The sequence below is a fragment of the Mycolicibacterium tusciae genome, assembly GCF_002086795.1.
Classification (GTDB): domain Bacteria; phylum Actinomycetota; class Actinomycetes; order Mycobacteriales; family Mycobacteriaceae; genus Mycobacterium; species Mycobacterium tusciae.
In genome coordinates this window covers 101,288-115,063 of sequence record NZ_MVIM01000013.1, presented here as the reverse complement: position 1 = coordinate 115,063, position 13,776 = coordinate 101,288, and the positions used below count along the sequence as shown (strand labels likewise).

General features: G+C 67.5%; 15 protein-coding genes. 8 read left to right on the top strand and 7 right to left on the bottom strand.

Annotation, left to right across the window (positions count from 1 at the left end; translation table 11 throughout):
- Window positions 1-19 precede the first annotated feature (19 nt).
- The 6 genes from BST47_RS21835 to rraA all read left to right on the top strand — a co-directional run bounded on the left by BST47_RS21835 (window position 20) and on the right by rraA (window position 4,089).
- Window positions 20-673 carry a DUF6474 family protein gene (locus tag BST47_RS21835; RefSeq protein ID WP_083127740.1) on the top strand — a complete coding sequence of 218 codons (654 nt, stop codon included), beginning with the start codon at window positions 20-22 and terminating at the stop codon, window positions 671-673.
- A 15-nt stretch (window positions 674-688) separates the two neighbouring features.
- Entirely contained in the window at window positions 689-1,231 is a 543-nt protein-coding gene (locus tag BST47_RS21830; protein WP_083127739.1) for a copper resistance CopC family protein, read from the top strand.
- Entirely contained in the window at window positions 1,207-2,151 is a 945-nt protein-coding gene (locus BST47_RS21825) for a CopD family protein (protein WP_083127738.1), read from the top strand. The genes BST47_RS21830 and BST47_RS21825 overlap by 25 nt, the downstream gene beginning before the upstream one ends.
- 91 nt (window positions 2,152-2,242) lie before the next feature.
- A complete protein-coding gene (locus BST47_RS21820; protein WP_083127797.1) occupies window positions 2,243-2,806 on the top strand; it encodes a hypothetical protein in 564 nt (187 codons plus the stop codon).
- A 48-nt stretch (window positions 2,807-2,854) separates the two neighbouring features.
- Window positions 2,855-3,610: a MerR family transcriptional regulator gene (locus tag BST47_RS21815; protein ID WP_083127737.1), complete on the top strand. Its 756-nt coding sequence runs from the start codon at window positions 2,855-2,857 to the stop codon at window positions 3,608-3,610.
- Window positions 3,607-4,089 (top strand): ribonuclease E activity regulator RraA, encoded by a 483-nt coding sequence (gene rraA, locus BST47_RS21810; protein ID WP_083127736.1) that lies wholly within the window; start codon window positions 3,607-3,609, stop codon window positions 4,087-4,089. Before BST47_RS21815 ends, rraA begins: the two co-directional genes overlap by 4 nt.
- A 4-nt stretch (window positions 4,090-4,093) precedes the next feature.
- On the opposite strand, the gene BST47_RS21805 is transcribed toward rraA, so the two are convergent.
- Window positions 4,094-5,569 (bottom strand): flavin-containing monooxygenase, encoded by a 1,476-nt coding sequence (locus BST47_RS21805; protein WP_083127735.1) that lies wholly within the window; start codon window positions 5,567-5,569, stop codon window positions 4,094-4,096.
- 79 nt (window positions 5,570-5,648) lie between these two features.
- Here BST47_RS21805 and BST47_RS21800 point away from each other — a divergent pair, with 79 nt between their 5' ends.
- Together BST47_RS21800 and dinB are read left to right on the top strand one after the other, a co-directional pair.
- Window positions 5,649-6,293, top strand: coding sequence for a TetR/AcrR family transcriptional regulator (locus BST47_RS21800; protein WP_083127734.1), 645 nt, complete (start codon window positions 5,649-5,651; stop codon window positions 6,291-6,293).
- A 20-nt stretch (window positions 6,294-6,313) separates the two neighbouring features.
- Complete coding sequence (gene dinB, locus BST47_RS21795; RefSeq protein ID WP_083127733.1) at window positions 6,314-7,543, top strand: DNA polymerase IV; 1,230 nt, start codon at window positions 6,314-6,316, stop codon at window positions 7,541-7,543.
- Window positions 7,544-7,582: 39 nt separating this feature from the next.
- Here dinB and BST47_RS21790 read toward each other — a convergent pair whose 3' ends face one another.
- From BST47_RS21790 to BST47_RS21765, 6 genes are read right to left on the bottom strand one after another with little or no spacing between them, the layout of a single operon-like run.
- The gene (locus tag BST47_RS21790) at window positions 7,583-8,587 is read right to left on the bottom strand and encodes a PHP domain-containing protein (RefSeq protein WP_083127732.1); all 1,005 of its coding nucleotides are present in this window, start codon (window positions 8,585-8,587) and stop codon (window positions 7,583-7,585) included.
- A gap of 17 nt (window positions 8,588-8,604) precedes the next feature.
- Window positions 8,605-9,177, bottom strand: coding sequence for a TIGR03086 family metal-binding protein (locus BST47_RS21785; protein ID WP_083127731.1), 573 nt, complete (start codon window positions 9,175-9,177; stop codon window positions 8,605-8,607).
- 41 nt (window positions 9,178-9,218) lie between these two features.
- A complete protein-coding gene (locus tag BST47_RS21780; RefSeq protein WP_083127730.1) occupies window positions 9,219-10,694 on the bottom strand; it encodes a hydrogenase large subunit in 1,476 nt (491 codons plus the stop codon).
- Window positions 10,691-12,160, bottom strand: coding sequence for a proton-conducting transporter transmembrane domain-containing protein (locus BST47_RS21775; protein ID WP_083127729.1), 1,470 nt, complete (start codon window positions 12,158-12,160; stop codon window positions 10,691-10,693). The genes BST47_RS21780 and BST47_RS21775 overlap by 4 nt, the downstream gene beginning before the upstream one ends.
- A complete protein-coding gene (locus BST47_RS21770; protein ID WP_083127728.1) occupies window positions 12,160-12,822 on the bottom strand; it encodes a hypothetical protein in 663 nt (220 codons plus the stop codon). The genes BST47_RS21775 and BST47_RS21770 overlap by 1 nt, the downstream gene beginning before the upstream one ends.
- On the bottom strand, window positions 12,819-13,775 hold the full coding sequence (locus BST47_RS21765; protein ID WP_083127796.1) for a respiratory chain complex I subunit 1 family protein: 957 nt from the start codon (window positions 13,773-13,775) through the stop codon (window positions 12,819-12,821). Before BST47_RS21765 ends, BST47_RS21770 begins: the two co-directional genes overlap by 4 nt.
- Window position 13,776: the final 1 nt, after the last annotated feature.

Sequence of the window (13,776 nt, the reverse complement as noted above, 5' to 3'; positions counted from 1 at the left end):
CGACCGGGAGACTGCTGGGATGAGCCTGTTCAAGCGCAAAACCCGCGCCACCCGAAAGGCCGAGGCCCGCGCCATCAAGGCGAAGGCGAAACTCGAGGCCAGACTGGCGGCCAAGAACGAAGCTCGCCGCATCAAGGCCGAGCACCGGTCGGAAACGCGCGCCCTGAAGGCTCAACTCAGGGCCCAGCGCGAGACCGACCGGGCCGCGCTCAAGGTCGCGGACCTGCAGCTGAAGGCCGCGCGCGAAGGTAAGTTGTTCTCGCCCACCAGAATTCGCCGCGCCCTCACGATCACCCGGCTGCTCGCACCGGTGGCGGTGCCGCTGGTGTACCGGGCCTCTATCGCAGCGCGTGGTTACGCCGACGAGCGCCGCGCTGCCCGCCTGGGTGTTCCGCTGAGCCAGCTCGGTCAGTTCTCCGGCCAAGGCGGGGAACTCTCGGCGCGGATCGCCGGTGCCGAGCAGTCGCTGCGGATGGTCGCCGAGAAGAAGCCCAAGGACGCCGAAACGAAACAGTTCGTCGCGGCAATCACCGATCGCCTCGGTGATCTGTCGGCCGCCGTCGCCGCGGCGGAGAACATGCCACTCGCGCAGCGCCGTTCGGCCCACGCCGCCATCGCCAAGCAACTCGACGGCATCGACGCCGACTTGATGGCCCGGCTCGGCCTGGTCTGACGTGCGCACAATCGAATGAGAGCTGCTACGCACCTTGCCGCCGTCGCGGTTCTGATATTCGGCCTGGCGGTGGGAACACTGGGCAATGCCGGTGTCGCTGCCGCGCACGCCGCCCTAATCGCGTCCGACCCCGGCGAGAATGCCTCACTGCCGCAGGCACCGGACCGGGTCAGCGCGACGTTCAACGAAGAGATGCAACCCCAGTTCGCGGCGATGACGGTGGTCGGTCCCGACGGCAACCTGTGGTCCACCGGTGAGCCGGCGGTCGACGGCACCGTCATCAGCGTCGGGGTCCGTCCGCTCGGCCCCTCGGGCAGATACACCGTGAACTATCGCGCCACATCGGCCGATGGCCATGTCGTCTCGGGCTCGTGGTCGTTTCAGCTGACTGCGGCGGGTAGCGGTGTCGCCGGACCGCCTGCCGGTGCCGCGCCACCGGCCGCTGATTCGTCCGGTACATCCGAGGACGACGGCGGAGTTCCGGTGTGGCCCTTCTACGTCGGCGCCGTACTGATCGTCGGTGCCGGTGTTCTGTGGGCGGCGCGGCGCCGGACGTGAGACGTTCCGCGGCGCTGGCCGGCGGGACGCTGGTGGTGGTCGCCGCGTCGGTGGTGGCGTGGGCGCTGGCGTACCCGCAGAACTCACTGCCGGTGACGCTCGTACGTGCGGTCGCCGACTGCGCGGCGGTCGTCTGTCTCGGGCTCGCGGTCGTGCCGATGCTCGATGACGAGCGCCACCGCCGCGAATTCGTCGGTCGCACCACCGTGCCGTTGTCCGCCGCGGGCGCGGTTTGGCTGGTGGCCGAACTCGGCCGACTGATCGCCGTGGCTGCCCAAGCCGGCGCGGTCCCGGTCTGGCGACTGGGCGCATCGACGACCATCGATTTCGCGGTGGACACCGCGGCGGGGCGCGCCGGGATCCTCGCTGTTGCGGCCGCCGCAGCGCTATGTGTGGCAACGGTCGCGGCGCCGCGTACCGCGGCGGTCAATGTCGTGGTGGTCGGTCTTTCCGCGGTCGGCCTGACGAGCCGCCTGGTCACGGGTCACTTCTTCGAAAGCGCGCTCGGCGGTCTGGCGCTGGCCGTTCACACGCTGGCGGCCGCGCTGTGGTGCGGTGCGCTGGCGGGCCTGGTGCTGACGGTCGACCATCGCGGTCAGTGGGCGCGCGTGCTGCCGCGATTCTCCCAGTTGTCCCTGTGGTGTGTCCTGGCGCTGCTGCTCGGCGGCGCGGTGGCGGCGGTCGACCGGCTCGGGTCGCCCGCCGAGTTGTACTCCACCGGCTACGGCCGGCTGCTGACGGCCAAGGTGGCGGTGGCGGCGGTGCTGATGGTGATGGGCTGGCGTAACCGCACGATCTGGGTTCCCGCGGCACGGACGCACCGAAGCACCGCCGTGCTGTCGCGATCCCGCTCATTGGTCGAATTGGCGGTGATGGCCGTGGCGCTCGCTCTGGCGGCCGGTCTGGCCGCCACCGGTTAGCGCTATAGCCGACCTGGCATGATGGGGGCCAATGCCGGTACCCGCGCTGACGCCGGACGCGCGCAGACACGACACTGCAAAGGAGCAGCCGATGGCAGACCAGCAGGACCGACCAGACGAAGGGGCCCAGTCCACGCCGCCTGGGTCCACGCCGCCTGGGTCCACGCCGCCGCCTGCGCCCACGCCACCGGCCGCCCCCGCCGGGCAGCCACCCGCAGCACCGCCACCGGCAGCGCAGCCACCCGCAGCACCGCCGCCACCGTCAGCGCAGCCGGCCAAGGCCCCCGCCAAGGGCGCGAAGAAGACTCCTGCCAAGAAGGCCCCGGCCAAGGCTGCGAAGAAAGCCGCCCCCGCGAAGAAGGCCACCCCGGCCAAGAAAGCCGCGAAGAAGGCCCCGGCCAAGGACGCTCCCGCCAAGACGCCGGCACCGCCGAAGCTCGCGGATACCAACGGCGATCTCACCGCAGCCGCGCGTGAAGCCGCGGCCAAGGCCAAGGCCACCGTCGCCACCGCGAGCAACCCGGTCGCCGGGCCCGCGCCGGTGCCGTTCATCGGGCCCGAGCCTTCCCGGCTGCCGATCGCAGCGGCGATCGCCGCCGGTGTGCTGGCCATCCTCGTAGTGCTGATCATGCGTCGCGGCTCTGACGAGGGCTGAACCGAATTCTCTTGACCCTCACGCGACGTCAGGGTCGATAGTGGTGTCATGAACGCCAAGACCGTCGGAGCGGTAGCCGCACTCACCGCCGTCTCGGTACGCACCCTGCACCATTACGACCACATCGGTCTGGTGGTGCCGAGCGTCCGCACCCCGGCGGGGTACCGCGGTTACACCGACGCCGATATCGAACGGCTGCACTTGGTGCTGGTGTACCGCTCCGTCGGGCTGCCACTCGAGGACATCCGAGCACTGCTGGACGACGGCGATGCCGATGTGCTCGAACACCTCCGGCGGCAGCACCGGCTGCTGCTGGACCAGGCCGACCGGCTGCAACACACGATCAAGGCAGTGGAGGAACTGATGAGCGCACACCGCAGCGGTATTCAGCTGACCGCGGAGGAACAGATCGAGATATTCGGCACTACCGCGTTCGGGGAGGAGTACGCCGTCGAGGCTGAACAGCGTTGGGGGCAGACCGACGCGTGGAAACAGTCGCAGCAGCGGGCCGCGGCGCTCACCAAGCAGGACTGGATCGACATCAAGGCAGAGGGTGACGCGTTGCTGCAGGCGCTGGCCGAGGCCAAGCGCGACGGCGTCCAACCGGGGTCCCAGGTGGCCGACGAACTGGTCGCCCGGCATCGTGCGTCGATCGAGAGGTTCTACGACTTCGGCGGTGAGATGCACCGCAACCTTGTCGAGATGTATGTGGCCGACGAACGATTCACCCGGTACTACGACGACGTCGAGCCGGGTTTGGCGCAGTTCGTCCGCGACATCGTGATCGCTAACATCGACGAGTGAGCATCGATTTCCGTCCCACCGCAGACCTCGTCGACGACATCGGCCCGGATGTCCGCAGCTGTGATCTGCAGTTCCGCCAGTTCGGCGGACGATCCGAGTTCGCCGGGCCGATCACCACGGTGCAGTGCTTCGAGGACAACGCGTTGTTGAAATCCGTACTGTCCCAACCGGGTAACGGCGGTGTGCTCGTCATCGACGGCGGGGGTTCGCTGCACGCCGCGCTCGTCGGTGACGTCATCGCCGGCCTGGCCGTCGACAACGGCTGGGTCGGCATCATCATCAACGGTGCGGTACGGGACTCGTCGACGCTGCGCACCCTCGACATCGGTGTGAAGGCGTTGGGCACCAACCCCCGCAAGAGCACGAAAACCGGTGACGGTCAACGTGATGTGGCCGTCGAGTTCGGCGGCGTGGAGTTCGCCCCGGGCGAGATCGCCTACAGCGACGACGACGGCATTGTCGTCGTCGCTGCAGACTGAGACTCTAGGCCGAAGCCGTCACCGGCGCCCGGTGCTTGCTGAAGTGCAGGGCCTCATCGGTGACTTTGCCGCGCCGGATCAAGCGCAGGTCCAGCAGGTAGTTCTGCTTGAGGCGCCACGGCGCGATGTGTCCGGACTTCGGCAGGTAATCCAATGCGCGCAACACGTAGCCGGGAGTGAAGTCCATCAGCGGAGCCTCGTCGACTCTGTCTCCCGGATGCTGCGGTTCGACGGTGTCGAAACCCTTGGCATCCATGTAGTTGATCACCCGGCAGAAGAACTCGGACACCAAGTCTGCCTTCAGCGTCCACGACGCGTTTGTGTAGCCGATCGTGAACGCCATGTTGGGCATGTGGGTCAACATCGTGCCCTTGTAGGCCATGGTCTCGTTCAGTTCGATCGGTACGCCGTTGCGAGAGATCTCCGCCCCTCCGAAGAGCTGCAGGTTCAAACCCGTTGCGGTGACGATGATGTCGGCCTCCAGCTCCTCGCCCGAGGTCAGCTTGATGCCGGTCTTGGTGAACCGCTCGATCGTGTCGGTGACGACGTCGGCCTTGCCCTTCTTGATGGTCTTGAACAGGTCGCCGTTCGGCGCCAGACACAGCCGCTCGTCCCACGGGTTGTACCTCGGGCCGAAATGCTTGTCGACGTCATAGCCCTCGGGCAGTCGCCGTTGCGCCATCGTCATCAGCTGCTTGCGCATGAAGTTCGGGAATCGCCTGCTGATTCGGTACTGGGCGGACTGGAAGAGGATGCTCTTCCACCGATTGAGGACGTAAGCCACCTTGGTCGGCAGCATCTTGTTCGTCTGGACGGTGAACGGATCCACGTCAGGCAGCGCACCGATATAGGTCGGCGAGCGCTGCAGCATCGTGACATGACCTGCGCCTGAATTAGCAAGCGCGGGAATGAGAGTCACCGCGGTCGCGCCGCTGCCGATCACGACGATCTTCTTGCCGACGTAGTCCAGGTCCTCCGGCCAGTGCTGCGGGTGGATGATCGTGCCCTCGAAGTCGTCGCGTCCCGCAAACTCCGGGCAGTATCCCTCGTCGTAGTTGTAGTAGCCACTGGCGGCGAACAGGAAGGACGCGGTGATCTCGCGCACCTCGCCGTCCGCTTCGATGCGGACGGTCCAGCGATTGTCGGCGTCGGACCAGTCCGCGCCGAGGACGCGGTGGCCGTACCGGATGTGCTTGTCGATGCCGCACTCGGCAACCGTGTCCTTCAGATAGGACATGATCGACGGCCCGTCGGCGATGGCCTTTTCCGACGTCCACGGCTTGAACCGGAAGCCGAGGGTGAACATGTCGGAGTCCGAGCGGATCCCGGGGTATTTGAACAGGTCCCAGGTGCCGCCGAGATTGTCGCGGCGCTCCAGGATCGCATAGCTCTTGGTCGGGCAGCGGTCCTGCAGGTGCCAGGCGGCGCTGATGCCGGAGATCCCGGCTCCCACGATGACGACGTCGAGGTGTTCGCTCATGGTACCGGAGCGTATCAACGGTGTGTCGAGATAGTCAACGGTGTGTTGAGAAAGTCGACACTGTGTAGACTCGGGCCCTGTGACCACCGCCAACCGGGCCTCTGTCTCCCGTGCCCGCCGATCGACCCGCCCCTCGGGGGACGATCGGGAACAGGCGATCCTCACGACCCTGGAACGCCTGCTCGAACAGCGGCCGCTTGCGGAGATATCGGTGGATGACCTCGCCAAGGGAGCGGGTCTGTCCCGGCCGACCTTCTACTTCTACTTCCCGTCCAAGGACGCGGTGCTGCTGACGCTGTTCGAAAAGGTTCTCGCCGAGGCCGACGCCACCTTCGAGGGTCGGGCCGATGACTACTCCACCGACCCGGCGCGCGCGTGGCACGACAGTATTTACGCCTTCTTCGAACCCCTGCGCACTCACCTGGCCGTCGTGCTCGCGGGCGTCGGGGCCACCGCGACCAACGCAGAATTGCGCGAACTCTGGTCGACCTTCATGCAGAAGTGGGTCGACCGCACCGCTGCTGTCATCAACGCCGAACGCGCCCGCGGCGCGGCGCCGGATACCGTGCCTGCCCAGGACCTCGCCGCCGCCCTCAACCTGATGAACGAGCGGGCCATGTTCGCCTCGTACACGGGCCAACGCCCGTCGATCGCCGAGGACTCGGCGCTCGACACCGTTGTGCACGTCTGGATCACCAGTATCTACGGCAAGACCCCCCACTAGTCATACCGCGATGCGAACATGTGTTCGTGTCATCTGGATCGACGGCTCGGCCGTCGGCGACGATCCTGCACGCTGATCTCGACTCCTTCTACGCATCGGTCGAGCAGCGTGACGACCCCGCGCTGCGCGGCAGGCCGGTGATCGTCGGCGGCGGCGTCGTGCTCGCCGCCAGCTACGAGGCCAAGGCCTACGGGGTTCGCACCGCGATGGGCGGGCGGCAGGCTCGCGGCCTGTGCCCGCACGCGATCGTCGTGCCGCCGAGGATGTCGGCGTACTCCGAAGCCAGCCGCGCCGTTTTCGAGGTGTTCCACGACACCTCGCCCATCGTCGAGCCGCTCAGCGTGGACGAGGCGTTCCTCGATGTCTCCGGGCTCCTGCGGGTCTCCGGCACCCCGGTGGAGATCGGCGCGCAACTACGCACGGCGGTGCGCGACCGGGTGGGGCTGCCGATCACCGTCGGCATCGCCCGCACCAAGTTCCTGGCCAAGGTCGCCAGCCAGGAGGCCAAGCCCGACGGCTTGTTACTCGTTCCGCCGGACCGTGAGCTCGCCTTCCTGCATCCCCTGCCGGTGCGACGGCTCTGGGGTGTAGGCGCCAAGACCGCCGAAAAGTTGCACGCACACGGCATCGAGACCGTCGCCGACGTCGCCGAGTTGTCGGAGTCGACGCTGTCGTCTTTGTTGGGCGGGGCGATGGGTTATCGGCTGTTCGCGTTGTCCCGCAACATCGACCGCCGGCGGGTGGTGACGGGTGTGCGACGACGTTCGGTCGGCGCGCAGCGCGCCCTGGGCAGGCGGGGCAACACGATGTCGGACGCGGAGGTCGACGCCGTCGTCGTCAACCTCGTCGACCGGATCACCCGCCGCATGCGCAAAGCGGGCCGCACCGGACGAACTGTGGTGCTGCGCCTGCGTTTCGACGACTTCGGCCGCGCGACCCGGTCCCACACCATGCCGCGGGCAACCGCGTCGACCGACATGATCCTCGACGCCGCACGCATGCTCGTCGCGTCGGCCGCCCCCCTGATCGCCGAACGCGGCCTGACGCTCGTCGGTTTCGCCGTGTCCAACATCGACCGCGACGGCGCGCAACAACTGGAGCTGCCGTTCCCACCTGCGCCCGCCCATGACGTCATCGCGTTGGACGACGCCGTCGACCAGGTGCGGAAGCGGTATGGCAACGCCGCCGTCATGCGCGGCGTCCAACTCGGGCGCGATCCCGGCCTCGAGATGCCACACCTGCCGGACTGAGGCCGCATCATCCATTCGCCACGTCCAGCTGAGGAAGGTCTACGAGCTGGTCCAGTCCAACAGCTTGTCGGCCGACCACGTATTGACGATCCGCTCGGCCGGAACGCCCGCGTCCAGCGCACGCTGCGCACCGTAGCCCAGAAACTCGAGCTGACCCGGCGCGTGCGAGTCGGTGTCGATGGAGAACACGCAGCCGATCTCGAGCGCGAGGTTCAGCAGACGGGTCGGCGGATCCCGGCGTTCGGGCCGCGAGTTGATCTCGACGGCGGTGCCGTTGTCGCGGCACGCGGTGAACACCTTCTCGGCGTCGAACTTCGATTCGGGCCGCACCCCTCGACCGCCGGTCACCAGCCGTCCGGTGCAGTGGCCCAGCACATCGGTATGCGGATTGGCCACGGCCTTGAGCATGCGACGGGTCATCGCGGTCGAATCCATGGACAGTTTGGAATGCACGCTGGCCACCACGACGTCGAGGCGCTCGAGCAGTTCGTCCTCCTGGTCGAGCGAGCCGTCGTCGAGGATGTCGACCTCGATACCGGTGAGGATGCGCATCGGCGCGACCATGTCACGGATCTCGTCGATCACGTCCAGTTGCTCGCGCAGCCGCTCCGGCGAAAGCCCGTTGGCCACGCGCAGCCGCGGCGAGTGGTCGGTCAGCGCGCAGTACTCGTGGCCCAATTCCATTGCCGCCAGCATCATCTCCTCGATCGGTGCCGACCCGTCGGACCAGTTCGAGTGCACATGCAGATCGCCGCGCAGGGCCGCGCGGATATCACCGCCCCCGAGATCGGCTGCGTTCGAGCGTAATTCGACAAGCACGTCGGGTTCGCGGCCGGCCCAGGCCTGCGCTATGACCTTCGCGGTCTTGGGTCCGATTCCCGACAGCGACTGCCAGCTGTTGGCCGCGCCGTGACGATCACGCTCGGCGTCCGTCAACGCCTCGACGACGTCGGCGGCGTTCCGGTAGGCCATCACCCGGCGGGGATCTTCCCGCGCCCGGTCCTTGTAGTAGGCAATCTGGCGAAGGGCGATGACCGGATCCATGGTTTAAGTGTGCCCGGTCAGGGCCCACTCCACGCAGGGTCACGACCCGTCAGCCCGACGATCCGGTCGAGCACCGGAGCATCGTCGGGAACGGGCACTGCACGGTCGAACAGCCCCTCGACCGGCTCTTCCGCCGCGAACTGTGCGACGTGCGGCACGACCGCGTCGGCGGTGGCGGCGTCGATGTCATACGGCTGACCGGTGGCCTTGGCCAGATCCCAACCGTGCACCACCACCTCCGTCAGAGCGACCATCCCCGCCACTTCGCCGGGGAAGTCGACGCCACCGGCCCGGCTCATGCCCTGCCAGGCGGCCGGATCGCCGAACGCCACGGCCAAGTCCGCGAGCCGCTGCGGATATACGGTGCGCCAGTCATCCTCGAGCGCTCCGTCGAAGGTCGGCGGTGTGTCGGTCAGCGGTCCGAAGTCCTTGCGCGCGGCCGCGGTGAACGCCAGAGCGAGGCCACCGATGTGCGCCACCAGTTCATCGACGGGCAGCTTCTCGCACGGGGTGGATGCGCTCAGCTGCTCGTCGGTCACGTTCGCCAAGACCTGGGCAGTGCGTCGGCAGGCTGAAGTCAAATCGATCATGCCCGTACTGACCGGCGCGACGACCGCAACTCATCGCGAGATCACAAATCGTTTCCGGCGTAGGACAGGTTGAAGCTCTTATTGGTCAGCGGAAAGTCCGGAACGATCGTGTCGGACATCGCGACCGGCAACGCGGGCCAGTTGAACCAGGACGGGTCGACGATCTTCGCCCGCGTGAAGTTCCCGCCTGCGTCCACCTCCACGCGGTGCACGATGGTGCCGCGCCAACCCTCCACGATGCCGACGCCGCTGGACGCCTCGGGTCGGTAATCGCGCTGTATCCGGTATTCAATCGGCCCGCTGTGCGATTCGACGAGCTCGCACGCCAGCCCGACGGATGCGGCGAACTCGTCGCGCCGGACGGTGTAGCGGGCGAGCACATCTCCATCGGTGGCGCCGACCTCGATCACGGGCAATGAGGTCGTCGGGTGTTCGACCCTGGCGTCGGTACGCAGCCCACTGGCCCGGGCGGGATAGCCAAGGCACCCTAGTGCGCGCGCGTCGTCGCCGGAGAGCACCGAGGTGCCCGCGAAGCGGTCGTAGACGACGCTGTTTCGCAACGTAAGGTCGGCCACCTCGGCGAGGTCCGCGGCGATCTCGCGCAGGGTCGCCGGGTCGGGCAGTCTGCGCAACTCGACACCGCCGGGGTGGATCGCTCCGCGCAGCAGCCGGTGACCGGTCACCGTGGCGTTCAGGCGCAAGAGACTTTCCCGGATCCGTAGCGCATGTGAATTGGCGAGGGCGAAGCCGACGTCGTTGGCCAACGCGCCAAGGTCGGCGGCGTGATTGTAGAGCCGCTCGAGTTCGAGGACCACTGCCCGTAGCCTGTGTGCTTCGTCGGGCAGTGTGAGGCCGAGAGCATCCTCGACCGCCAGCGCGTGCGCCAGCGCGTGACCCGCCGACGTGTCACCACTGACCCGTTCGGCCAAGGTGACCCCTGTTGTGGCGGGCCGGCCCTCGAACAGCTTCTCCAGTCCACGGTGCACGAACCAGAGCCGTGCCTTGAGCCGCAGTACGGTCTCGCCGACGACGGAGAACCGGAAGTGTCCCGATTCGATCAATCCTGCGTGCACAGGCCCCACCGGGATCTCGTACACGCCGGTGCCCTCCACAGTGACGAAGGGAAAACTGCCGGCGGACTCGAATCTCGGTGCAGGTCCGGCGTCTCGACGCATGGGATGCCAGTCCTCCGGCCAGTGCGCATGACGGACCAGCCGACGAGGCCGCGGATGCCCGGCGGGCCGAATGCCGTAGAGATCCGCCATTTCCCGCTCGAACCGACCGGCTGGAAAGGACATGTAGGCCAGCGACGGCAGCACCGGATCACCTGGCGGCAGCACGCATTCAATTTCGACCCGGCGATCGGGCCGAGCGGCCAGCAACAGATACACCACTCGCAGCGCGCCACCGTCGTCGTGCGCAGCCACCAAAGCCAGCCGAAACCCGGACTGGAAGAGTTCTTCGGCCTTGTCCCCCAGCGCATCCCGGGAAATCCGGTGCCGGACAAAGTCGCTCACGGCAGACCTCCGAGCAGATCCGCCGCGGCAGTGAACAGACCGGTGAGCGGACCTGCCGTGACGCCGAGCGCCACCGAGGCGGCCGCGCCCACCAGCAGCGCCGCCGCGACGGACGCTGGCACGGCGATCGCGGGTGCATCCGCGGCTGCGGTGCCGAACAACATTCGTCCCGAATTTCGCACCAACGCCGTGAATGCGATCGCCACCAACAGCATCGCCGCGGCCAGCACCCATGCCATGTCGGCGTCGGCGAGCGACCGGGCGATGGCCAGTTCGCTGGCGAACATCGCGAACGGAGGCAGCCCGAGCAGCACGATCAGCCCGACCGCGAACGAGCCACCGACCAACCGGGAGCGTCGCACGACACCGGTGATGTCGCCGATGGCGGTGGAATTGTGCGCAACCTGCAGCTCGCCGCCCGCCAGGAACAGCACTGTCTTTCCAACGCCGTGCGCCAGCACATGCAGCAGCAGGGCCGCGATCGCCAGCGATGTCCCGGCCGCTGCGGCGATCGCGATCAGGCCCATGTTCTCCATCGAGGAGTACGCGAGCATGCGCTTGACGTCGCCGGTGACGGTCACCATCATCGCCGCGACAAACAGCGTAGCCAGACCGAGGACGACCAGCCCGTTGCGCAGGAACGACGGTCCTGTGGCGGCGTCGACGACCGGCTTGATGCGCAGCAGCACCGAGAACGCCACCGACAGCAGCACCCCGCTCATCAGCGCGGAGACCGGTGCCGGAGCCTGGCTGTGCGCGTCGGCCAACCAAGTGTGAAAAGGGAAGAGGCCTGCCTTCGCGCCGTAACCGATGAGCAGCAGACCGCCGGCCAGGCGGGTCACCCCCGGATCGAGGTCCGCGGCGTACACGGCAAGCACGTCGAGATTCAGTGCCTGCGCATCGGGTGCCCCCGCGTGCTGGGCGGCAAAGTACAAGAGCACGGTGCCCAGCAAAGCCAGCGCAATGCCGACCGAACAGATCACCACATACTTCCACGTCGCCTCCAGTGCGGTGCGGGTGTGACGGTGTCCGACCAGGAATGCGGTGACGACAGTGGTGGCTTCGATAGCGACCCAGATGACACCGATGTTGTTGGCGCACACCGCTAACGCCATTGCCGCGATGAACCCCTGCGTCAACGCCCCGTAGAGCCGGGCGCCGCCGGCGTTGGTGTGGCCGTGCTCAAGCTCGGTGCCGATGTAGCCGATGCCAGCCCACGTGGTGAGGGTGGCCACCACGCCGATGACGATCAGCATCGTCACCGACAGTGCGTCGGCGCGCAGCAGGCCACCCAGTGCCATGTGCTGACCGGGCCCCACGCGTGCAGCGAGCACGACGCCGCACATCAGCACCGTGGCGGCCGAACCCACCGACAGTATGGCCGTCCAAAGGCGCCATCCGACAAGGAGGTTCACCAGCGCCGCGGCGGCGGGCACAACGATGGCTGCGAGAATGAAGATGGTCATCAGTCCCGCAGCTCCTGCAGGTGATCGAGGTCCGCCCCACCGAACGCTCGGCGCAAACGTCCGGTCAGGACGCCGATGATCAGCACGGCGAACAACACGTCCAGCGATGCACCGAGCTCGACGATCAACGGCACTCCGGCGGTAAGCAGAAACGCCGTGGCCGTAATTCCGTTGTCAAGCATCAGGAATCCCGCCGCCTGCGATACGGCGTGGCGCCGCGTCGTCATCACGAACAGCGCGATGAGGATCACCGCGAACGCTGCGGGGACCGCGTTGACGACTGCGTCCGACTCGAGGTCCACCAGGGGGCGGGTGATCGCGAATGCAACGACGGTCAGCACTGCGCTGAGCAACAGCGAGGTGGCGGTGTTCACCAGTGGCGTCGCCTCCCGTTGTGCCTCGTGTTCGGCGGCCAGCGCCCGGGCCAGCAGCCACGGCAACACCGCGGCGCGCAGCACCAGCACCGCGCCGCCGACTGCCACCAATTCGGCGTTGCCTTCGTGCAGTCCCCGCACAATGGGAATCGCCGCCAGAGCCGCGCCCTGCCATGCCAACAGACGCACGATGGCGCGCAGGCCGCGGTGCCACACGATGAGGATCGCCGCGAGAACGAGCCCGCCCGCCGCGAAGTCGATGACAATCACGAAGTCGGCATCGGTCATGACGGTCCCTGCACTGTGAAGAAGTTGGCCGCGGTCACCGCGAGCAGGGCGAGCAGGAACGAGCCGGCCAACAGCTCTGGCACCCGGAACAAACGCAGCTTGGCGATGAACACCTCGGCGCTGGCCAGCAGGACCGCCAGCACGGCGACCTTCACGGCGACGGCGGCGACCCCGATGACGACGGCGGTGACGGTGGGCTCGGAACCGGCAATCCCCCACGGCAAGAACAGGTTCGCCAATAGCGCCAGCAGCACGGTGAGCCGCATCGCCGATGCCCATTCGACCACCGCCAGTCGCGGACCGGCATATTCGAGGATCATCGCCTCGTGCACCATCGTCAGCTCGAGGTGGGTCGCTGGGTTGTCTACCGGCAGCCGACCCGTCTCCGCGATGATCACGATGACCAGGGCGACGAAAGCCAGCACGCCCGCCAGGGATGCCACGTGAGCGGGATGCTCCATCGTGTTGTTCACCAGCGCACCGAGATTCGCCGATCCGGCGGGGATCGACAGCGCGAAGACCGCAAGCAGGATCGTGGGTTCGACCAGGGCGGCGATGGTTATCTCGCGGCTGGCGCCCATTCCGCCGAACGAGGTGCCGGTGTCGATCCCGGCGAGCGTGAGTGCGACAGTGCCCAGGAATAGCATCCCGACGACGACGAACAGGTCGGCACTGGAATCGAGCGGTGAGCCGGTCGCCACCACCGGTACGATCGCGGCGATCATCAGCGTCGTGCCGGCGAGCACGGCCGGGGCGGCGGAGAACACGACCGTGGTGCCGTGCGGTGTGATCTGTTGCTTGCCAAGCTGTTTGCGTAGGTCCCGCCAGGGTTGCAGCATTCCGCCGCCGGCACGTCCCTCCCATCGCGCCCGCACCTGCCTCATCAGCCCGACCACCAGCGGTGCACCGATGGTCACCGTGGCGAGCTGGGCGGCGCCCGCGAGGTAGGGCATC